This is a genomic window from Paenibacillus sp. FSL L8-0333, from assembly GCF_037965665.1.
Classification (GTDB): domain Bacteria; phylum Bacillota; class Bacilli; order Paenibacillales; family Paenibacillaceae; genus Paenibacillus_AQ; species Paenibacillus_AQ odorifer.
The window spans coordinates 6,402,602-6,423,170 of sequence record NZ_CP150186.1 but is presented as its reverse complement, the minus strand read 5'-3'; the positions used below and the strand labels follow the sequence as shown (position 1 = coordinate 6,423,170).

Annotated in this window: 21 protein-coding genes; all 21 read left to right on the top strand. The window is 46.0% G+C overall.

Features of this window, described 5'->3' with window-relative positions:
- Positions 1 to 6 precede the first annotated feature (6 nt).
- The 21 genes from atpB (at position 7) to csaB (ending at position 20,569) form a co-directional block, all read left to right on the top strand.
- Positions 7 to 774: a F0F1 ATP synthase subunit A gene (gene atpB, locus NYE72_RS28680; protein ID WP_036681575.1), complete on the top strand. Its 768-nt coding sequence runs from the start codon at positions 7 to 9 to the stop codon at positions 772 to 774.
- A gap of 105 nt (positions 775 to 879) precedes the next feature.
- Positions 880 to 1,092, top strand: coding sequence for a F0F1 ATP synthase subunit C (gene atpE, locus NYE72_RS28675; protein ID WP_036681574.1), 213 nt, complete (start codon positions 880 to 882; stop codon positions 1,090 to 1,092).
- Positions 1,093 to 1,189: 97 nt separating this feature from the next.
- Positions 1,190 to 1,678, top strand: a complete 489-nt coding sequence (gene atpF / locus NYE72_RS28670) for a F0F1 ATP synthase subunit B (protein WP_036681571.1) — start codon at positions 1,190 to 1,192, stop codon at positions 1,676 to 1,678.
- Complete coding sequence (locus tag NYE72_RS28665) at positions 1,675 to 2,226, top strand: F0F1 ATP synthase subunit delta (RefSeq protein ID WP_036681568.1); 552 nt, start codon at positions 1,675 to 1,677, stop codon at positions 2,224 to 2,226. The genes atpF and NYE72_RS28665 overlap by 4 nt, the downstream gene beginning before the upstream one ends.
- Positions 2,227 to 2,237: 11 nt before the next feature.
- Positions 2,238 to 3,749: a F0F1 ATP synthase subunit alpha gene (atpA, locus tag NYE72_RS28660; protein ID WP_036681566.1), complete on the top strand. Its 1,512-nt coding sequence runs from the start codon at positions 2,238 to 2,240 to the stop codon at positions 3,747 to 3,749.
- 150 nt (positions 3,750 to 3,899) lie between these two features.
- The gene (atpG, locus tag NYE72_RS28655; protein ID WP_036681564.1) at positions 3,900 to 4,769 is read left to right on the top strand and encodes an ATP synthase F1 subunit gamma; all 870 of its coding nucleotides are present in this window, start codon (positions 3,900 to 3,902) and stop codon (positions 4,767 to 4,769) included.
- A 239-nt stretch (positions 4,770 to 5,008) separates the two neighbouring features.
- A complete protein-coding gene (gene atpD, locus NYE72_RS28650) occupies positions 5,009 to 6,409 on the top strand; it encodes a F0F1 ATP synthase subunit beta (RefSeq protein ID WP_036681562.1) in 1,401 nt (466 codons plus the stop codon).
- A 102-nt stretch (positions 6,410 to 6,511) separates the two neighbouring features.
- Positions 6,512 to 6,928, top strand: coding sequence for a F0F1 ATP synthase subunit epsilon (locus tag NYE72_RS28645; protein ID WP_036681559.1), 417 nt, complete (start codon positions 6,512 to 6,514; stop codon positions 6,926 to 6,928).
- 196 nt (positions 6,929 to 7,124) lie between these two features.
- Positions 7,125 to 7,382 carry a DUF1146 family protein gene (locus tag NYE72_RS28640; protein ID WP_036681556.1) on the top strand — a complete coding sequence of 86 codons (258 nt, stop codon included), beginning with the start codon at positions 7,125 to 7,127 and terminating at the stop codon, positions 7,380 to 7,382.
- 199 nt (positions 7,383 to 7,581) lie between these two features.
- Positions 7,582 to 8,958, top strand: a complete 1,377-nt coding sequence (murA, locus tag NYE72_RS28635) for a UDP-N-acetylglucosamine 1-carboxyvinyltransferase (protein WP_036681554.1) — start codon at positions 7,582 to 7,584, stop codon at positions 8,956 to 8,958.
- Positions 8,959 to 9,174: 216 nt separating this feature from the next.
- Entirely contained in the window at positions 9,175 to 10,317 is a 1,143-nt protein-coding gene (spoIID, locus tag NYE72_RS28630; RefSeq protein ID WP_038573638.1) for a stage II sporulation protein D, read from the top strand.
- Positions 10,318 to 10,378: 61 nt separating this feature from the next.
- Positions 10,379 to 11,122: a M23 family metallopeptidase gene (locus NYE72_RS28625; RefSeq protein WP_036681550.1), complete on the top strand. Its 744-nt coding sequence runs from the start codon at positions 10,379 to 10,381 to the stop codon at positions 11,120 to 11,122.
- Between the two features lie 272 nt (positions 11,123 to 11,394).
- On the top strand, positions 11,395 to 11,682 hold the full coding sequence (spoIIID, locus tag NYE72_RS28620) for a sporulation transcriptional regulator SpoIIID (protein ID WP_036681548.1): 288 nt from the start codon (positions 11,395 to 11,397) through the stop codon (positions 11,680 to 11,682).
- A 129-nt stretch (positions 11,683 to 11,811) separates the two neighbouring features.
- The gene (locus tag NYE72_RS28615; RefSeq protein WP_036681546.1) at positions 11,812 to 12,810 is read left to right on the top strand and encodes a rod shape-determining protein; all 999 of its coding nucleotides are present in this window, start codon (positions 11,812 to 11,814) and stop codon (positions 12,808 to 12,810) included.
- 47 nt (positions 12,811 to 12,857) lie between these two features.
- Entirely contained in the window at positions 12,858 to 13,736 is an 879-nt protein-coding gene (locus tag NYE72_RS28610) for a flagellar hook-basal body protein (RefSeq protein WP_038573634.1), read from the top strand.
- Between the two features lie 52 nt (positions 13,737 to 13,788).
- Positions 13,789 to 14,610, top strand: a complete 822-nt coding sequence (locus NYE72_RS28605; protein ID WP_038573632.1) for a flagellar hook-basal body protein — start codon at positions 13,789 to 13,791, stop codon at positions 14,608 to 14,610.
- 10 nt (positions 14,611 to 14,620) lie between these two features.
- Positions 14,621 to 14,845, top strand: coding sequence for a DNA-directed RNA polymerase subunit beta (locus NYE72_RS28600; protein WP_036681538.1), 225 nt, complete (start codon positions 14,621 to 14,623; stop codon positions 14,843 to 14,845).
- A gap of 263 nt (positions 14,846 to 15,108) precedes the next feature.
- Positions 15,109 to 15,531, top strand: a complete 423-nt coding sequence (gene fabZ, locus NYE72_RS28595; protein WP_036681536.1) for a 3-hydroxyacyl-ACP dehydratase FabZ — start codon at positions 15,109 to 15,111, stop codon at positions 15,529 to 15,531.
- 42 nt (positions 15,532 to 15,573) lie between these two features.
- Positions 15,574 to 17,295, top strand: a complete 1,722-nt coding sequence (locus tag NYE72_RS28590) for a phospho-sugar mutase (RefSeq protein ID WP_036681534.1) — start codon at positions 15,574 to 15,576, stop codon at positions 17,293 to 17,295.
- A 128-nt stretch (positions 17,296 to 17,423) separates the two neighbouring features.
- Positions 17,424 to 19,460, top strand: coding sequence for a DUF5693 family protein (locus tag NYE72_RS28585; protein WP_036681532.1), 2,037 nt, complete (start codon positions 17,424 to 17,426; stop codon positions 19,458 to 19,460).
- Complete coding sequence (gene csaB, locus NYE72_RS28580; protein ID WP_036681529.1) at positions 19,436 to 20,569, top strand: polysaccharide pyruvyl transferase CsaB; 1,134 nt, start codon at positions 19,436 to 19,438, stop codon at positions 20,567 to 20,569. The genes NYE72_RS28585 and csaB overlap by 25 nt, the downstream gene beginning before the upstream one ends.

Below are 20,569 nucleotides of genomic sequence, written 5' to 3'. Positions count from 1 at the left end.
GATACTATGCATGACATGCCGAAAATATTTGTCGGGGGAATACCGATAGATTTATCCGCCGTGTTGATGCTTCTGATCAGTTGTACAGTGGTATTTGTTCTGGTTATGCTTTCGGTTCGTAAGCTTTCCGTTGAAAATCCATCCAAGCTTCAGAACTTCATGGAATGGGTTGTGGAATTTGTAGAGGGTGTCATAAGCAGTGCCATGGATCTGAAGAAAGGAAAACCTTACATATCTTTAGGGTTGACATTGATTCTGTTTATCTTTGTTTCCAATCTACTTGGATTGCCTTTCTCCGTTGTAACTGAGGCGCATGGACCTGTAACAGTGTTTGGCCACGTGATTGAAGCAACTAAGAACTTGGCGAATGGTGAGCATGCAGAAATTTTATGGTACAAGTCGCCAACTGCTGACATTAATGTCACTGCAGGATTGGCAATCATAGTATTTGTACTGATGAACTTTCTGGGCATTAAGCTCAACGGCAAACATTATTTCAAACACTACATCGAGCCGTTTCCAATCTTTTTGCCACTGAACATTATCGAAAACCTGGCAAAACCTGTAGCGTTGGCTATTCGTCTATTCGCTAACATTTTCGCCGGAGAAGTACTAATTACAGTCATTTTGAAGCTGGGGATTCTCAGTATTCCGTTCCTGGCTGTATGGCAGGGCTTCAGTATTTTCGTCGGGGCACTACAAGCGTTTATCTTTACGATTCTGACGATGGTTTATATCGCACAGATGACGATTCACGAAGAAGAAGCACATTAATGAACTGCTGCGAAGAGAACGGCTATCGTCTGATTTTCCTTCGTGGGAGATATCTTATATCATTAAACACAAATATGAACCGAAATTAAAGGAGGATATTTACAAATGGAATTTTTAGCAGCAGCAATAGCGGTTGGATTGGGTGCACTTGGCGCAGGTCTTGGTAACGGTATGATCGTTAGTAGAACAGTTGAGTCCATCGCTCGTCAACCAGAAGCGAAAAATGCTTTGCAAACAACAATGTTTATTGGTGTAGGTATCGTCGAAGTTATTCCGTTGGCAGCAACAGTTATCGCATTCCTGATTATGTTTACTTAATAAACCGTAGTTACGGTTTGGCGGGGACGGCCGATGCCATCCGCGCCTTACTTTTGTATACGTCCGCATGACGCGGTAACGGAAGGGAGTGACCTCAGTGGATATTGTTTGGACAAACATAGTATTTTCAATTGTCGCCTTTGGGATTTTATATTTCTTGCTTAGCAAGTATGCGTTCAGCAAACTTTTTGCAGTTATGGAGAAGCGCCGTGAGCTGGTAATGCAGCAAATGGACGAAGCTGCGAAGACTAGAGAACAAGCGGTCGCGTATGTGGAAGAGCAGAAGCAAGCGCTGAACAGTGCACGCCAGGAAGCTCAACAGATTATTCAACAATCGCAAATCACAAGCAATCTACAGGTAGAACAAACTTTGGCACAAGCCAAAGCAGATGCAGCACGTGTCAAAGAAGAGGCTGTGCGCGATATCGAGAACGAAAAGAACAAAGCAGTGGAAGAGTTGCGCAGCGAAATTGGAACGGCATCTGTTCGTATTGCTTCCAAACTTCTTAAGAAAGAAGTTAGTGCTAGCGGCGAGCAGGAGCAACTTGTGAACCAATACCTCAAAGAGGTAGGAGGCCAATCATGAGCCGCGATACGGTAGTTGCCAAGCGCTACGCTAGAGCATTGTACAGTGCAGCGGTAGAGAAAGGGATTACCCTTGAAGTAGAAGAAGAGCTCAAGGCAGTGGTTGGGTTATTACATTCCGACCAAGAGATAAAGCGGTTTATTCTTGCACCGCGCATCTCGGAGTCCGACAAGCTGAAAGTGCTGCGCACAGCGCTTCAAGATAAGCTCTCTCCCATCGTGATGAACATTGTAGAATTGTTAGTAGAGCGAGGCAGAACCGATATTTTTGCCGATCTGCTGGATACGTATATCAAGATTGAAGGAGACGCTCTTGGCATTGGTGATGCTAAGGTATACTCTGTTTATTCTTTAAGTGAAGAAGAAAAAGCAGCTGTAGCTGCAGAATTCGGCCAACTCGTAAACCGTAAAATCCGGATTACGAATGTGGTGGACCCAAGCCTGTTGGGAGGACTGAAAGTTTATATCGGCGATAAGCTGTATGACGGCAGTCTGTCTAACAAATTGGAGCGTCTCGAGAAATCCTTTAATGATAAGCATAGAAGATAGGGGTGAGGATATTGGGCATCAGACCTGAAGAGATCAGCACTTTGATCAAAAGTCAAATTGAGGAATATAAAGCCGATATCGAAGTTGCCGAAGTCGGCACCGTCATTCAAGTCGGCGACGGTATCGCCCGTGTCTACGGTCTGGAAAACGCAATGGCAGGCGAATTGCTAGAGTTCTCCAACGGAGTAGTGGGCATGGCGCTCAATCTGGAAGAAAGCAACGTCGGTGTTGTTATTCTGGGTGAGTACAAGGAAATTCGTGAAGGCGATCAAGTAAAACGTACAGGACAAATTATGCAAGTTCCTGTTGGTGAAGCTCTGCTCGGCCGTGTAGTTAACGCACTTGGTATGCCGCTTGACGGCAAAGGCCCAATTGCTACAACTGAATTCCGTCCTGTAGAAAATAATGCACCAGGTGTTATCGATCGTAAATCGGTACATGAACCGATGCAAACAGGTCTTAAAGCCATTGATGCGATGGTACCAATCGGTCGTGGACAACGCGAACTTATCATTGGTGACCGTCAAACAGGTAAGACTGCAATCGCAATTGACGCGATTATCAACCAAAAAGGCAACGGCATGAAATGTATTTATGTTGCCATTGGTCAAAAGCAATCCACAGTAGCACAGGTTGTAGAAACTCTTCGCCGTCATGGCGCTTTGGAATATACAATCGTTGTAACTGCATCGGCTTCCGAGCCGTCCCCATTGTTGTATATTGCTCCATACGCAGGCTGCGCAATGGGCGAATACTTCATGTACAAGGGCGAGCACGTACTGATCATTTACGATGACCTTTCGAAACAAGCTTCGGCTTATCGCGAATTGTCCTTGCTGCTTCGTCGTCCACCGGGTCGTGAAGCATTCCCAGGTGACGTATTCTACTTGCACTCCCGTCTTTTGGAGCGTGCAGCTAAGCTTAGTGATGAGCTTGGTGGTGGTTCATTAACCGCACTTCCATTTATCGAAACACAAGCATCGGACGTATCAGCTTACATTCCTACGAACGTAATCTCGATTACAGATGGTCAAATCTTCCTTGAATCCGATCTGTTCTACTCTGGTCAACGTCCGGCGATCAACGTCGGTATCTCCGTTTCCCGTGTAGGGGGCTCCGCTCAAATCAAAGCGATGAAGAAGGTAGCCGGCTCGCTCCGTTTGGATCTTGCCCAATATCGCGAACTTCAAGCCTTCTCACAGTTCGGCTCAGATCTTGATAAATCTACACTTGCCCGTCTGAATCGCGGGGCACGTATGATGGAAGTTCTGAAACAAGGTGTGAATCAGCCGTTGTCTGTTGAGCATCAAGTGCTTAGCTTGTACACAGCTGTAAAAGGATATTTGGATGATATTCCAGTTAAAGACGTAAAACGTTTTGAAAAGGAATTCCTTGCTTACATGGATAGCAGTGCTGCTGATGTAGCTCAATCCATCAGGGATACAAAAGATTTGACAGCTGATAACGAAGCCGCTCTAAAAGCAGCGATTGATACCTTTAAAAGAGGTTTCGCTACTAGCTAATATAGATAGACTTTAACGGATTTTACTAAGTGAGCTTTGGCTCTGCCGAAGCTCAGGCTGTGCTTATGAAGTAGCTTTGACTCCGTCAAAGCTAAGATGATGCTTACGAAGTTAGCTTTGACTCCGTCAAAGCTTTAAGGTGGTGAAATCATGGCAAGAAGCATGCGTGATATTAAACGTCAAATTAAGAGTGTTCAAAACACAAGACAGATCACAAAAGCGATGGAAATGGTAGCCGCATCCAAGCTGAGAAAAGCTCAGGAGAAGGCAATTGCCGCCCGTCCTTATGCTGAGAAGCTAAAAGAGGTTGTATCGAGCATTGCTGCTGGCACAGAAGGTGTTCAACACCCTATGCTGGTTAGCCGCCCTGTGAAGAAGACTGGTTATCTAATCGTTACCTCTGATAGAGGGCTTGCAGGTGGTTACAACGCTAATATTTTGCGTAAGGTGACGATGCTCATCGCGGAGAAGCATAAGTCCAAAGATGAGTACGCATTGTTTGTTATTGGTCGTAAGGGCCGTGACTTTCTACGTCGCCGTGAATATCCGATTGTACAGGAAGTTACTGAGCTTTCGGATGCGCCGAAGTTTGCTGACATCAAGTCTATCGCGAATTCGGCAGTACAGCAGTTTGTAGATGGTACGTATGATGAGTTGTATGTTTGTTACAATCAATTCGTCAATGCTATCACCCAGATCCCAACCGTTGAGCGACTGTTGCCTATGGATGGAGTAGGGAATCAAGAGCATCATGAAGCTTCTGCAAACTACGAATATGAACCTTCACCGGAAGGCGTGCTAGAAGTATTGCTTCCAAAGTACGCTGAAACTTTGATTTATAGCGCAATTCTGGATGGCAAGGCCAGTGAGCTGGGTGCGAAAATGACAGCTATGGGCAGTGCAACGAAGAACGCGTCGAAAATGATCGGAGAACTTACCCTTACGTACAACCGTGCCCGTCAGGCGGCAATTACGCAGGAAATTACCGAGATCGTGGCCGGAGCGAACGCGCAGTCTTAAAATACAAGAAAAGTTAAACCGAGTGCTTAACTTGTCTTGTATTTTACGAGAAACAGTGCCGCTTGCTTAGGGTACATAGTTCCTTAAGAACGGCACTGTAAGTTCTTCTTACAATATAAGAAAGTATAGGTTTTACACTATACGAAATGCTTATATTTCTACGAGAAACGGTTGTCATCTTTATATGACGACAACGTCGTTTCTTCTTGATGTAACAGCTTTCGAGGAGGGAAAAGAAGATGAACAAAGGACGCGTTGTAAGCATTATGGGTCCGGTTGTCGATATTGAATTTGAACGCGGCCAGTTGCCCGAGATTTTCAACGCTATCAAAATTGAAACCGTCTTGGACAATGGTCGTCAGCTTAACCTAACACTTGAGGTTTCCAATCACTTGGGAGACAATCTGGTACGTTGTATCGCGATGTCTTCTACTGATGGTCTGGTTCGTGGACTGGATGCGATCGATCAAGGAGGTCCAATTTCGGTTCCTGTAGGGGAAGCGACATTAGGCCGTGTATTTAACGTACTTGGTAATCCAATTGATAACGCTGGTGAAGTTCTTGCTGAGAAAAAGAACCCGATTCACCGTCTCGCACCAACATTTGACGAATTGTCAACACAAGCGGAAATCCTGGAAACAGGTATTAAAGTTATCGACTTGCTCGCACCTTATGCTAAGGGTGGTAAAGTCGGCCTCTTCGGCGGTGCCGGCGTAGGTAAAACAGTAACAATCCAAGAATTGATTAATAACATTGCCCAAGAGCACGGTGGTATTTCCGTATTCGCAGGTGTCGGTGAACGTACTCGTGAAGGTAATGACCTTTATCACGAAATGACGGATTCCGGCGTTATTAAGAAGACAGCAATGGTCTTCGGACAAATGAACGAGCCTCCAGGTGCACGTCTTCGTGTAGCTTTGACCGGTTTGACCATGGCGGAATATTTCCGTGATGTGGAAGGCCGCGATACGCTGCTCTTTATCGATAATATATTCCGCTTTACCCAAGCGGGTTCCGAAGTATCCGCTCTTCTCGGCCGTATGCCATCCGCGGTTGGTTATCAGCCGACTTTGGCTACTGAAATGGGCCAGCTGCAAGAGCGTATCACATCGACTAAAAAAGGTTCCGTTACATCGATTCAAGCAATCTACGTACCGGCGGATGACTACACTGACCCTGCTCCGGCTACAGCGTTTGCTCACTTGGATGCAACAACTAACCTTGAGCGTAAAATTTCCGAGAAGGGGATTTTCCCAGCGGTTGATCCACTGGCTTCCAGCTCGCGTTTGCTAGCTCCAGAAATTGTTGGCGAAGAACATTACAACGTAGCACAAGGTGTTAAACAATTGTTGCAACGTTATACCGAGCTTCAAGACATTATTGCCATCTTGGGTATGGATGAATTGAGTGAGGATGATAAGGTTATCGTAGCTCGTGCTCGTAAAGTTGAACGCTTCCTGTCGCAGCCGTTCCACGTGGCTGAACAGTTCACTGGCTTTAAGGGTAAATATGTACCAATCAAAGAAACTGTACGCAGCTTTAAGGAAATCCTGGATGGTAAGCATGATGATCTTCCAGAAGCAGCTTTCCTATTTGTAGGTACGATTGAAGAAGCAGTAGAAAAAGCGAAATCGATGTAACCTGAGCTTAGCTAATGCTTTCGATGCAAGCTTTACTTCGTAAAGCTTAGTGCATGCTTTCGAAGCGAGCTTTACTATGTAAAGCTTTAAGGAGGAATGGAAGTGAATACCTTTTTGTTGGAAATTGTCACGCCGGAGCATCTCGTTTACTCCAAGCAAGTGAATAGCTTGATTGTAAGAGGGGTCGAAGGCGAGTTGGGTATTTTGCCGGGACACATTCCGCTTGTGACTCCACTTCAGGTTGCTCCGTTATCCGTCAAATCGGACGGTGTTACGATCTCCATCGCCGTTCATGGCGGATTCGTTGAAGTGCATAAGGACAAAGTAACTGTGCTGGCTGAAAGTGCCGAGCTGCCAACAGATATCGATGTTGAGCGCGCCGAAGCGGCTAGAGAACGGGCTCAGCGCCGTCTCCAGACTCGGAGCAAACAAGATGATATCGATCACCGCCGTGCGGAATTGGCGCTGCAACGCGCTGTTACACGGATTAAAGTGTCCACTGGAAAAGGACAACAGTAGGAAAAAAGCAGTCAAGCCTTATGGGTTTGACTGCTTTTTTATTATAGTAATCTATTGAAAAAGGTTAAAATTTCTTCATTATTTTGGATAATGGCGCTGAATTGTTTAAAAATTTGTAAAAGTACTGGATTCTTTTGCCCTTCACAAGTATGATATAAGAGTCGATTTCCGAGTAATACGAACACGGAGGGTTAGCATGGAGGATATATTGTCGGGTGGGTTGTCTAGTGCAGTTGGAACCAGCAGTATGGTCTCAATGATTGTATCTTTGCTCAGTGTTGTATTATCTTGGTGGGCATTGCAGAACCTTAAGCTCGATTTGGTCATAAGATATCCCAAGAGTCCTCAGGGAAGGCTGCTGCACTTGCTGTTGGCCATTGTACTTGGTCGTTTTGTAGCGGGGTTCTTCCTGGATTACCTGAGCTGGAGTGGGATGATCCGATATATGTTTTAAGGGGATGTAGTTTGGTTATAAGTGTCTTAGGTCGCAGTGGTCAAAAGGTGTCGAATAATAAGGTTTTATTATGTCAACACTGAACTTTAAGGAACATGCCCGAGTAAATGGGCGTATTGATGGAGTAGAGAACTTTTTTGCAATTACTTTAATCTAAAAAAATAATTTAAGAAATAATGGACGCGGAGGGAAACCGAAAATGAGCAAATTTATCGTCCGCGGTGGCAACAGATTGACCGGGAGCGTGAAAGTTAGCGGCGCAAAAAATTCCGTATTACCGATCATAGCCGCCTCTCTATTGGCAGAAGAAGGAGTAAGCGTCATTGTAGACGCACCTCCGCTTGATGATGTGATGACGATATCAAAAATGTTGGAATCTCTGGGTGCAGGGGTTACATATCAGAACGATATTATCCAGGTGGATGCTACAAACATCACTTCCTGTGAAGCACCTTATGAATGGGTTCGAAAAATGCGGGCGTCTTTTTTAGTCATGGGCCCACTGTTATCTAGACTTGGTCAGACAAGAATTTCCCTGCCAGGCGGCTGTGCCATTGGTACACGACCGATTGATCAGCATTTGAAAGGGTTTGAAGCACTGGGTGCGGAGATTAGTCTCGGCCAGGGCTACATTGAAGCGAAAAGCAACGGACGCCTGCGCGGTGCCAAAGTGTATTTGGATGTAGCAAGCGTAGGTGCGACCGAAAATATAATGATGGCAGCTACACTAGCTGAAGGCGTGACCGTTATCGAGAATGCGGCTAAGGAGCCTGAGATTGTAGACCTAGCTAATTACTTGAATGGTATGGGCGCTATCGTGCGTGGTGCGGGAACAGGCGTTATTCGTATTGAAGGGGTAGAACGTCTGCATGGGGTCAAACATCATGTAATCCCTGACCGTATCGAAGCAGGTACGTACATGGCGGCTGCAGCAATTACCGGTGGCGATGTATATGTGGAAGGCGCAATTGCAGATCACTTAGGTCCTGTTATTGCTAAGATGGAAGAAATGGGTGTAACCATTATTCCCGACGAGAACGGTATTCGTGTAATCAGTGACAAGCCTCTCAAAGCTGTTGATTTGAAGACTTTGCCGTATCCAGGTTTTCCTACGGATATGCAGTCGCAAATGATGGCATTATTGCTGCGTTCTGAAGGTACCAGTGTCGTTACAGAAACCGTATTTGAGAACCGGTTTATGCATGTGGATGAATTCCACAATATGAACGCTGAGATTAAGATCGAAGGTCGCTCGGCGATCGTTACAGGTAATGCACAATTGGTCGGAGCTAAGGTTTGTGCTACGGATCTGCGTGCGGGAGCTGCGCTTATTTTGGCAGGTCTGGTTGCTGAAGGCACTACTGAAGTAAGCGGAACTCATCATATTGACCGCGGGTATGTTCATTTGGCTGAGAAGTTGTCCGGACTGGGTGCGGAAATTTGGCGCATTTCCATGGAGGATACTTCAGCGCAAACCGTGAAGGATGAAGTTCTTAAACCGGAAGTATCCAAGAGTGAATCGACTAAAACCGAAGAGGTTAAACCACGCTTTCAGGTTCAACCAACTTGGGTATAATATCACTCATTAAGAGAGACCAGGCTGCAGATTGCAGCTTGGTCTTTTTTTATGGAATCCTCATCTGATGGGGATTTTTTTGTGCGCAATTTAATAGCCTGCGGTCTAGTAATAGATTGAGGACAGGAACTCTCTTTCTCTCAAATTGTGTTCTAGCAGTTGCTGTAATTTCATATCTATAAGAATCACCAGTGATTCACGGAAGGAGCCATAGAGATGAAAGATTTCCGCTACTTGCGAAGAAACAAGACAACGCGCTGGCATTCGCGTCCCCTTGCTCCCCGGCGCAGGCGACTCATTCCCGTCGCCTGGCTCGCAGCGCCTTTCCTGGCGGCGCTGCTGATTCCGCTGGCGGTTGTCCCGCTACACCGGGGACAACCGGCGCCTGTGGCCGTGCCGGCGGTCACGGCCCCTCCGGCGGCGCCGGAGACGGCTGCGCAGGAAGCGCCGCAGCCGAACGTCTCTGTCTATTTGTCGCACAGCGGACAAATAGAGACATTGCCGCTGGAGGACTACGTCCGCGGCGTGCTAGCGGCCGAGATGCCGGCCGACTTTGAGCTTGAAGCGCTCAAAGCGCAGGCCGTAGCGGCCCGCACCTTTATCATGCGCCGCCTGGTGGCTGGCGACAGAAGCGGCGTACCCGTTCCGGAGGCGGATGTAACCGATACGGTAAGCCATCAGGCTTACATATCTAAGGACACGCTGGAACGGCAATGGAAGCTCGGCGGAAGAAGCGCCGACCTCGCAAAGCTGCAGCGCGCGGTCCTTGAGACGCGCGGAGTGATTATGACTTATAAAGGGCAGCCGATAACGGCCTCCTTTTTCGCCTCCAGTGGAGGATATACTGAGAACTCAGAAGAGTATTGGAATGCAGCGATTCCCTATCTGCGCAGTGTGACGAGTCCTTGGGAGAAAGAGATTACCCCAAACTATGCGGTGACTAACACTTTTACTGTTTCTGAAATACTTACTAGATTGGGTCTGAACGATAAAGTCATTCCAGCCTCCAAAGAAACTACCAATTCAGGAACTACAACGAAGATTTCATCATCTTCGAGATTACCTATGGAAGTGTTGTCTCTTACCACTGGACATCGGATTAAAGAGATCTCTATTGGAGGCTCTATATTTACTGGACGTGAAGTGAGGGAGAAGCTAGGCCTACGATCCAGCCAATTCAGTTGGAGCCGTAAGGGGAATAAGATCTTGATCACGACCTTCGGAAATGGGCATGGGGTAGGGATGAGTCAGTGGGGGGCAAATGGGATGGCCAAAGAGGGTGGAACAGCTACCCAAATTCTCAAACACTATTATAGTGGTATCTCATTTACACAAATCTCAACTCTTCTGAAAAAATAACTTGAAAGATACGTATAAAAGAGAAAAGCCCGGTAACACTGGTTACTGAGGTGATAACCATATGAATGAACAAGACAAAAACAAAACAAACCAAGATGAATCTCTCAAAAAAACTCAGGGAGATTTACCTGGTGCAAAACCTTCTTCATGGAACAGACTGGTATCTAAACGTTGGGTATTCCCAGCAGTCTACACGGCGGCAGCGGCAATTATACTAACCTTGGTGTGGGTCTATCAGGATGCCGGCCAAAAGCCGCTCAACCAGGACACTGCCGCCACTTCGCAGCAAGTAGGAACTTCCGCTAATGAAGCTGGTACAACAACCGGAGGTCCAGATGCACTTGAAGTTGTTGCTTCAACGGAAAGTATGACTTGGCCAGTAGCTAATCCAGGTGAAGTAGAAGTAGTTAAGCCGTATTATGATGAGAATGGTACAGAGGACAATCACGTTGCCGCTATGGTGCAATATAACGACAAATTTATTCCTAATGTCGGAATCGATATTGCCCGTGAAGACAACAATACGTTCGATGTCAAAGCAGCGCTCAGCGGTGAAGTGACCAGAGTGGAAGATGTTGCGGTATTAGGTAAAGTGATTGAAATTACCCATCAAGGTAATTTGAAGACTGTATACCAAAGTCTTGGTGAAACAAAAGTTAAACAAGGCGATGTAGTGAAGCAGGGAGATACTCTTGCCACAGCTGGTCGCAGTGAGATCGAAAAGAACCTTGGAAATCATGTACACTTTGAAGTGTACGAAGATGGCAAAGTAGTCAATCCATCGGATTTACTGCCACAGCGATAAAAATTTCTATAGCAGGGGGCGAAAGCCCCCTATTTTTTTGTGTATATAGGGATTTTTAAGGTTATGTTTGTGATGAGCCTTTTGTTTACGCGGGAAACGGTTGTTGACCTAAAGGTACAGCGACGGCTTTTCATCATGCTAATAACACGGGTTATTAGGTTGTCCATTAAATAAAATGAGCCCTCCATAGCTTGTCATGTCTTGAAAGCGCGAATATATAAGCCCGCCCCTCATATAATGTACCAAACTATCCACAGTTGGGAGGCGGGAGCGTGCACGATTACATCAAGGAACGTACGATCAAAATCGGACGCTGCATCGTGGAAACCAGGCATACGGTCCGGACCATAGCCAAGGAATTTGGCGTTTCAAAGAGCACGGTGCATAAAGATTTAACTGAGCGTCTGCCAGAGATCAACCCTGATCTGGCCGATCAGGTGAAGCACATTCTCGAATATCACAAGTCCATCCGACATCTTCGGGGGGGAGAAGCCACAAAAATCAAATATAAAAAATCGACGGGGAAAAAACGTGAGGTTGCTGTAGCATCAAAGCCATGAGATTTTCGGAAATTTAAGGAAATATTCAGCTTTAATACATTGTGTACTTCCCCTAAAGTATGGTATTTTTAAATTTAGTACTAACTGCTGTTTTTTCAATTAAAATAACACTTTGGGGGCTCTTTCATTATGTTTAGCAAGGATATCGGAATCGACCTCGGCACGGCCAATGTGCTCATACATGTTAAGGGAAGGGGAGTCGTTCTGGATGAACCTTCCGTGGTCACACTTGAAAGTGATACGAAGAGAGTCCTTGCGGTGGGAGAACAGGCACGTCGCATGGTTGGACGTACACCTGGAAATATTATAACAATCCGTCCTCTCCGGGATGGTGTCATTGCAGATTTTGAAATCACAGAAATGATGCTTAAGTATTTTATCGACCGCGTTGGCGGCCGGTCCTGGTACGCACGGCCCCGTATTCTGATTTGCGCCCCTACAAATATTACATCTGTGGAACAGAAGTCCATACGGGAAGCGGCGGAGCGGAGCGGGGCTAAGGAAGTTTTTATGGAGGAAGAGCCAAAAGCCGCTGCAATCGGAGCGGGAATGGATATTTATCAGCCTAGTGGGAACATGGTCGTCGATATCGGTGGCGGAACGACGGATGTAGCCGTACTTTCTATGGGCGACGTCGTTACCGCTTCTTCGATTAAAGTCGCAGGAGACAAGTTCGATGAGGCCATTTTAAGATATATTAAACAAAAGTATAAGCTGTTAATCGGCGAACGTACGGCAGAGGATATTAAGGTTACAATTGGCACCGTGCGTCCAGGCCTGATGCAGGCTGAAATGGATATTCGTGGTCGTGATATGGTAAGTGGACTCCCTCAGACGCTCACTATTACTTCAGGCGAGGTAAAAGAAGCACTATGGGATCCGGTTTCTTCTATTGTGGCAGCTGCTAAGTCTGTTCTGGAACGTACACCGCCTGAGCTATCAGCAGATATTATTGACCGGGGTGTTGTTCTAACTGGTGGTGGCGCTTTACTTAATGGATTGGACGAGCTCCTCTCGGAAGAATTACATGTTCCGGTGTGGATAGCGGAAGACCCGATGCATTGTGTAGTTAAGGGAACAGGAATAATGCTGGATAATTTGGACAAGGTCGTTAAGAAAAAGTTCTAAGCAGCCGATATAAAAGGTAGCAAAAGATTCGGAAGGGGACTACCTTCATGATAAGAGGATTATATACAGCCGCTGCAGGTATGGTTACACAGCAGCGTAGACATGATACGGCAACACAGAACATCGCTAACTTGAATACAACGGGGTACAAGCAGGTTGACAGTGTCAATCATGCTTTTCCGGATGTATTGATCTCTGCTATGAGTAATGGCAATACCAAGCCAGTGGGGCGTCTTAACACTGGGGTTTTTGCAGAACAGTCGATATCCCAATATTTACAGGGTGATTTAAGGGAGAGCGGCAAGACCATGGATTTTGCTTTATCTACGGATTTGCAAGTAGCTGATCCTGTGACAGGTCAAAATATCTCCTTTGATGGTTCGGGCAAATATGTAAGCCCTGAGGGTGAGGTTGTTTATCGTCCACAGGCCTTCTTTACTGTACAGGATGCTGAAGGGAATAATCTGTATACGCGAAATGGGAGCTTCTCAATAAACGCGGCTACAGGAGAGGTACTGAGCAGTGGTGGCTTCAAGGTTCTTGATTCCACAGGCAAGCCCCTTGTCTTGACAGGAAATCAGGACACCCTTAAAGTGGACGGGCAGGGTAATTTGCTTAATCCAGTAACAGGACTTCCGACAGGGACCAAGCTTGGTGTGAGTGTAGTAACAAAGCCACAGGAGCTTGTACGTGACGGTAATGGTGTATTTCACGCTGATGATGTAGAGGCGGCAGATATCCGTTTCTCTAACGGAACAGATAACATGCAAGTACGCCAAGGTTACTTGGAAAGCTCCAATGTAGATCCTACTCAGGTTACTGTGGATTTGAATGCCGCCTATCGGGCTTATGAAGCGAACCAGAAGATTGTTCAATATTATGATGGCAGCTTGCAGAAGGCTGTAAGTGAAGTTGGCAGGGTTTAGGCAGTGCTTAGGAAATGAGCTTTACAGGTAGAGCTTATAGGAGGTTTGATCTATGAACAACTCAACGATTAGTGCAGCAGTCTCCATGTCGAGCCTTCAGCAGCGGCTTGATATTATAGCGGATAATCTAGCCAACATGGATACCAATGGTTATAAGAGCAAGCAGGGCTCTTTTGAGGACGTGCTGACTCGTGTACAACAGCAATCGGATGATTATGACCAACCGGGCCGTTCTACACCCCTAGGCTTTAATATGGGTTTTGGGACTTATGTGCCTTCGATCTCAACGAATTGGGAAGAGGGTCCCCTTAAAGAAACAGGGAGTCCGACCGACTTAGCCATTCAGGGCAACGGGCTTTTTGGTGTTCAGGTCAATGGTACTACGGCGTACACACGTCAGGGTGATTTTCACTTTATTCCTGACACGACTGATGCCAAGATGATGGTATTGGTTGATAACACAGGAAACTCCGTTTTAAATACAGAGGGCAAACCTCTAACGGTTCCTGTAGGTGTGAATGCTGCTATCGATGAATCCGGTCGTGTGTTAACGAAAAAGACGGAGAATGGACCTGTTCAGGTAGCGGGTACTATAATGATAGTAGAACCTAAGACACAGAATGCCTTAAAGGCTGTCGACGGGAATTTCTATATGCTTGCAGATGGAGTTACAGCACAGCAGGCTTTTGTACAAAGAGCGGCAGGCGAGGCATCTGGAATTGGAGTGCGCTCAGGATGGCTGGAGCAGTCGAATGTCGATATGACCTCAGAAATGACAGAAATGATGCAGATTCAACGCACGTATCAACTCGTAGCTCGGGCACTTTCGTCCAGTGATCAGATGTTTGGTCTAGCCAATAACATGCGCGCGTAGAGGTGAAGGAATGGATCGACAGGAAAAAGTTAAATCGGAAGAGAAGAAAGAACCCTCTCCACGAGGGATCTCCAAATGGACCATGATACAATGGGTTCTTATTCCCTTGCTTCTCGTAGCTGCACTTGGAGGCGGCCTGGCCGTCGGTTACGTTGTCCTGGGTAAGAAAGAGTTAAGCGATGCTCTGCAGTGGAGCACGTGGAGACATGTATATGATTTGGTTTTTGCTCCATAAATGAAGATGATTTAACCACTCCCTTGTTATACAAGGGAGTTTTCTTTTTTATGCTGAAAAATGTATAATGGTGGGGGGCCTCGGGCAGCAAAAAGGGCCCTCTCCGCCATGCTGCCGCATCCGGTGGAGAAAGCCCCTTATCTCAACCTCCACTTCTGCAGTTGGTGAAGGATAAATATAGTTTTTACCGAACCTGCCTAATTTTATGCATTTCGGCAAAGAATAAAAGAAAATGTGCAACATCCGAAAGGAGTTTTGTCATAATGCTGGATATCAACCAAATTCAAGAAATCATCCCCCATCGGCCTCCATTTCTGCTGGTGGACAAAATTATCGAGATTGAAATGGGCAAAAAAGCTGTAGGAATCAAAAATGTAACGATCAATGAACCGTTCTTTGTAGGTCACTTTCCGGGCTATCCGGTAATGCCGGGTGTACTGATTACAGAAGCCCTTGCACAAGTGGGTGCGGTTGCTATCCTGGGAGTAGAGGCTAATCGCGGCCGAATCGGTTTTTTAGCTGGGCTGGACGGATTCCGTTTCCGTGGTCAAGTGGTACCGGGCGATACACTTACTCTTGAAGTAGAGATCACCCGTCTTAAGGGCAGCATCGGAAAAGGACAAGCTACTGCTTCCGTTGAAGGTAAGGTTGTAGCCTCTGGAGAAATTATGTTTGCTCTGAGCTAAATATTTTATTTTTTTATAAATATATCTAAAGGAGAGATTCATATGACTCAATTAAGTGCAAAAGCGGCAGACACATTATCCCGCTGGTTGCAGGACCCTTCTGTTGACGAGGCTACAAAGGCAGAGCTTCGCGCTCTGGAGAATGAGCCACAGGAGCTTGAAGAGCGTTTTTACAGAGACTTAGAGTTTGGTACAGGCGGCTTGCGTGGGGTTATTGGTGCGGGCAGCAATCGTATCAATCGTTATACTGTTGGCAGAGCTACACAAGGCTTCGCTAATTATATTCTAGAAAAGCATACTGGAGAAGGCAGACCTTCGGTTGTTATCGCGCATGACTCTCGCCGCTTCTCGCCTGAATTCACACTTGAGGCTGCTCTCGTACTGGCTGCTAATGGTATCGAGGCGCATTTGTTTACTTCCCTTCGTTCAACACCACAGCTGTCATTCAGTGTGCGTTATTTGAAAGCAACGGGTGGTATTGTAATCACCGCGAGCCATAACCCTCCTGAATACAATGGTTATAAGGTCTATAATTCGGAAGGCGGACAGCTTGTACCACACGAAGCCGAAAAGGTCATTTCTTACATATTAGAGGTTGACACTTTTGATGGTGTGAAGCGGATTTCGCAAGAAGAAGCTGAAGCTCAAGGACTGTTGCACTGGCTAGGAGAGAAGGATGACGAAGCGTTTACCGATACTGTTGCTGCGGTCAGTCTTGCAAGTGAAGAGATTGCCTCTACGCTTGGAAAAGACTTCAAAATCGTATACACTCCGCTGCATGGTACAGGTAATTTGCCAGTCCGCCGTGTACTTGAGAAAATCGGCTTCACCCAGGTGCATGTTGTACCTGAGCAAGAGCAGCCGGATTCTGAATTCTCTACAGTGAAATCTCCGAACCCGGAGGAACGTGAAGCTTTTACGCTGGCTATGAAGCTGGGCGAAGAGTTGAATGCTGACCTTTTGATTGGTACAGATCCTGATGCAGACCGTATGGGTGCGGTAGTTCGCGACAATGAAGGTAAATTTGTTGTTCTGTCCGGCAATCAATCCGGAGCACTGATGATTCATTACTATTTGAGTCGTTTGCAGGAACAAGGAAAGCTGCCTCGCAATGGTGCGGTTGTAAAGACTATCGTTACTAGCGAAATGGGGGCTGCTGTAGCTTCTCATTATGGTGCAACTGTATTTAATACGCTGACTGGCTTCAAATATATTGGAGAAAAGATGACGCAGTTCGAACAATCCGGAGAATACACATATCTTTTCGGATATGAAGAAAGCTATGGTTATCTTGCAGGCAATTATGCTCGTGATAAGGATGCTGTTCTTGCTGCTATGCTTATCGCTGAAGCAGGTGCTTATTATAAAGCTCAAGGCAAAACATTATATGATGTTCTTCAGGAATTGTACGAGCAGTTCGGATACTTCTTGGAAAGCTTGGAGTCCCGTACGCTGAAAGGCAAAGATGGCGTTGCGCAAATTCAAGGAATCATGAATGATTGGCGTTCTAATGCACCACAAGAAATTGCTGGATCTGCCGTAACAGAAATTCAGGATTATTCTCTGGGCTTAAATGGACTGCCGAAGGAAAATGTACTGAAGTATTTGCTGGCTGACGGATCTTGGTTCTGCCTGCGCCCTTCCGGCACAGAGCCTAAGATTAAGGTTTATTTTGCAGTAGTGGGTGACTCCCTGCAGAATGCTAAGGATAAGGTTGCTGCACTGTCGAAACAGGTTATGGCTCGCGTTGACGGGGGACAATAATAAATATAGAGTGCCTTCTATATTGTGAATTATATTTTATGTAGAAACGGGTACCGTCTCTAAAAGGATGACGATCCGTTTCTACTTTTGTTAAAAGAGTTTTTAAAGCGAAAGAGGAGGTACTTTTGGTGCGGCAAAAATGGCAACGTTGGAATATTACTTCCCGAAAGTGGCTGTGGATCATAGTTGTGGTTGGCGTTATAGCAGCCTTGCCTGTGGTCTATGATCGACTGCAGACGGAGAAGTCTTCCAAGACAGTAGAATTTGTATTTGATTATCGTGATCTGGTTGATGTAGCCAGCTATCGTGCAAATCCACAAGATTATATTTCCGAGCAGTTAGATCGCCTTAAAGACGCGGGTGTTCAGAGTATGGCGATTTACGAAAGCACATTGGAAGATTATCGTAAGGCGCGTCGTCTGATGATATGGGGTGCGGCTGATATAGCTAATCTTACGGACACGATCATTCCTGAAAATGAGAACTATACCTATATTCTTTTTACCAGTGCTGATTACAGCGATACTTTAGCGCCTGTAATTAAAGAAGCATTTAGTAATCTTGGGATTAACTCAAGAGACTGGAGTTTCCGCGGACAGCAGGGTCTTATCATTGAGACCCCGCTAGAAGATGCTACATTGAAGCCGCTCCAGCCCGATCCATTTACACTGGAGATGCTGCACAACAAGGGATTCAGTATTGTACCTCGTCTTGTGGATTCTCTGACTTATAATGAAGCCACGGTAAAGAAGCTGTTGGATCGTTATGAGGAATTGGGTGTTAAACGGATTCTATTTGAAGGTGAGTCTGTTAAAGGGTTTAATGATGATGCCGATACTGGCAGTATCACTGACTTTGCTAATCTCCTTAAGGAACGTGGAATGGGGATTGCAGCAATTGAGAATATTAAGAAACAGCAAAAGGGCTTTAACAGGCTCGCTTATTTGCTGGATTATAATGTGACGCGTTTATATTCCCTTAGTGAGGGTGATTCTGCTTTAGATCCAAAAGTGATTTCGGACCGTTTCGCTCTGGCAACAAAGGATCGGAATATCCGCATGATCTACTTAAACACGATTCCTGCAAGAAATACTGCTAAGGCACAGGTAACAGATACATTAGATAATCTTATTACCAGCCTAAGCGAACCAGGCGGAGCTGTTGAGCAGATTGAAGATAATGGATTTAAGTTGGGACAAGCTACGGCATTTGAGGTTGTAGATTCCTCTTATCAACGTTACTTTAAGTTAGTTGCGGTGGTTGGAGCAGTGTCTTTAGTGGCTCTGCTGGTCTCTTACTTCATTCCACAGCTCACGCTTGCTGCCTGGGTGTTAGGTCTGATTGGAAGTGCAGGCCTGATGCTAGTGAAGCCTGAAATGTTTGAACAAGCGCTCGCGCTTGCCGCTGCGATAAGTGCACCAACGCTTGCCGTTGTGCTTGCCATTCGTAAGGTTAATGAAATGGGGCCACCTCTACGGAGCAATCCCCTTACCTATAAGGCTATGAGCCCGCAACGCCGGTTTACACATAGCTTAGTGCTTTATTTTAAGACTTCACTGATCTCTTTGAGCGCTGTGCCGTTTATGATAGCACTGCTTAATAATGTTACTTATAGCCTGGTTCTCAACCAGTTCCGTGGTGTCAGTCTGCTTCATATGGCGCCTATCGGTCTTGTGGCACTTTACGTACTTTTGTATCGCGGGGATTTTGTCTTTAACAAGACAGGTAAGCTGCTGCGGACACCAATCACATTTGCGATGATTATCATTGCCTTTGTTTTGGCGGTTGTTGGCTATTATTACATGACCCGTACAGGTAACGGTGGCAGTGTGAGTCCGCTGGAAATGGTTTTACGTACATTCTTGGAGAATACGGTTGGCGTTCGACCGCGTAATAAAGAGTTCTTGCTAGCGCATCCGTTATTAATTCTTGGCGCATTCTTGGCCTTTAGATATCGGAATGCAGCGTTTATCATGATTATTGCTGTAATCGGTCAGCTCTCCATGGTGGATACCTTTGCACATATTCACTCGCCAGTTCTGATCTCGCTCATTCGTGGCTTGCTCGGTCTTGGATTAGGACTGATCATTGGTGTGATTGCCGTAATCGTATGGCAAATTGCAGAAGGGTGTTGGAAACGATGGTCGCCACTCCTAAAAAGATAGTTATTTCCGGTTATTACGGTTTCCATAACAGCGGGGATGAGGCGGTACTGCAATCTATATTGATTGCACTGCAACAACATTCTCAAGCTGCAGGTATAGAGATCGAACCCATTGTCTTGTCCATCGATCCTGAGTGGACTAGCGCCACATATGGAGTGAAATCTGTGCACCGGATGAAGCTGGTTGAAGTCCGTCAAGCTATTTATGAGAGTTCTGGTCTGATCAGCGGTGGAGGTAGCTTGCTGCAAGATGTAACAGGAAGCAAGAGTATTCCTTACTATTTAGGTATTATCAAGCTTGCGCAGTGGATGGGTAAACCGACCTTTATTTATGCGCAAGGAATCGGACCTGTGAATCGTAAGCTTTTCCACCCATTAATCAAATCAGTGTTTCGCAAATGTACCTATATCTCTGTGCGGGATGAACAATCCCGCGAGCTTTTACTTTCTATGGGATTAGAACAGAAGAACATAGAGGTTGTTCCTGACCCGGTGATGGGCTTATCTTTACCTGATGATACTGATGCTGCTGAATTACCAGAGTCTTCAGATTCACTTCCGGTAGTAGGTATTTCGGTACGTTATTGGGAACAAGATCGCAAGGAGCTGGACGCTCTTGCTCAAGGCTTGATTAAGGCGAATCTTGAGAAACCATTGCATTTAAGATTCCTTCCGTTTCATCTTCCATCTGATATTGAAGCCTCACGTTATGTGATGGAGAAGCTGGAAGAAAATATAAGCCAGCATGGGGGTCAGGTCAGTATTTGTGAAGATGCCAGTCATCCGCAACACATGCTGCGGGAAGTAGGGCAATGTGAAGTGCTGATCGGAATGCGTCTTCATAGCCTGATTTATGCCGCAGGGCGGCGAGTTCCGCTGATTGGTATCTCTTATGATCCGAAAATTGATCATTTTCTAGACAGAGTTCGGTGTCAGCCTGTGGGCACGACCCAATCATTAGATGCTGGACAGGTTGCTGCTGAGATAGGCCATCTTTTGGAAACAACAGAGGGATGGAGAAATGAGCGGGAGACGATCCTCTCCTCGTTGATTCAAGAAGCAGGGGCTCCAGCACGGCAAATCGTAGAATATTTCCACCATAAAGGATGA

What these genes read in the sequence shown, in the direction of transcription:
- atpB (WP_036681575.1), top strand. Translation starts at nt 7, where the DNA reads ATGCATGACATGCCGAAAATATTTGTCGGGGGAATACCGATAGATTTA.
- atpE (WP_036681574.1), top strand. Translation starts at nt 880, where the DNA reads ATGGAATTTTTAGCAGCAGCAATAGCGGTTGGATTGGGTGCACTTGGC.
- NYE72_RS28665 (WP_036681568.1), top strand. Translation starts at nt 1,675, where the DNA reads ATGAGCCGCGATACGGTAGTTGCCAAGCGCTACGCTAGAGCATTGTAC.
- atpG (WP_036681564.1), top strand. Translation starts at nt 3,900, where the DNA reads ATGGCAAGAAGCATGCGTGATATTAAACGTCAAATTAAGAGTGTTCAA.
- atpD (WP_036681562.1), top strand. Translation starts at nt 5,009, where the DNA reads ATGAACAAAGGACGCGTTGTAAGCATTATGGGTCCGGTTGTCGATATT.
- NYE72_RS28640 (WP_036681556.1), top strand. Translation starts at nt 7,125, where the DNA reads ATGGAGGATATATTGTCGGGTGGGTTGTCTAGTGCAGTTGGAACCAGC.
- murA (WP_036681554.1), top strand. Translation starts at nt 7,582, where the DNA reads ATGAGCAAATTTATCGTCCGCGGTGGCAACAGATTGACCGGGAGCGTG.
- spoIID (WP_038573638.1), top strand. Translation starts at nt 9,175, where the DNA reads ATGAAAGATTTCCGCTACTTGCGAAGAAACAAGACAACGCGCTGGCAT.
- NYE72_RS28625 (WP_036681550.1), top strand. Translation starts at nt 10,379, where the DNA reads ATGAATGAACAAGACAAAAACAAAACAAACCAAGATGAATCTCTCAAA.
- NYE72_RS28615 (WP_036681546.1), top strand. Translation starts at nt 11,812, where the DNA reads ATGTTTAGCAAGGATATCGGAATCGACCTCGGCACGGCCAATGTGCTC.
- NYE72_RS28610 (WP_038573634.1), top strand. Translation starts at nt 12,858, where the DNA reads ATGATAAGAGGATTATATACAGCCGCTGCAGGTATGGTTACACAGCAG.
- NYE72_RS28605 (WP_038573632.1), top strand. Translation starts at nt 13,789, where the DNA reads ATGAACAACTCAACGATTAGTGCAGCAGTCTCCATGTCGAGCCTTCAG.
- NYE72_RS28600 (WP_036681538.1), top strand. Translation starts at nt 14,621, where the DNA reads ATGGATCGACAGGAAAAAGTTAAATCGGAAGAGAAGAAAGAACCCTCT.
- fabZ (WP_036681536.1), top strand. Translation starts at nt 15,109, where the DNA reads ATGCTGGATATCAACCAAATTCAAGAAATCATCCCCCATCGGCCTCCA.
- NYE72_RS28590 (WP_036681534.1), top strand. Translation starts at nt 15,574, where the DNA reads ATGACTCAATTAAGTGCAAAAGCGGCAGACACATTATCCCGCTGGTTG.
- csaB (WP_036681529.1), top strand. Translation starts at nt 19,436, where the DNA reads ATGGTCGCCACTCCTAAAAAGATAGTTATTTCCGGTTATTACGGTTTC.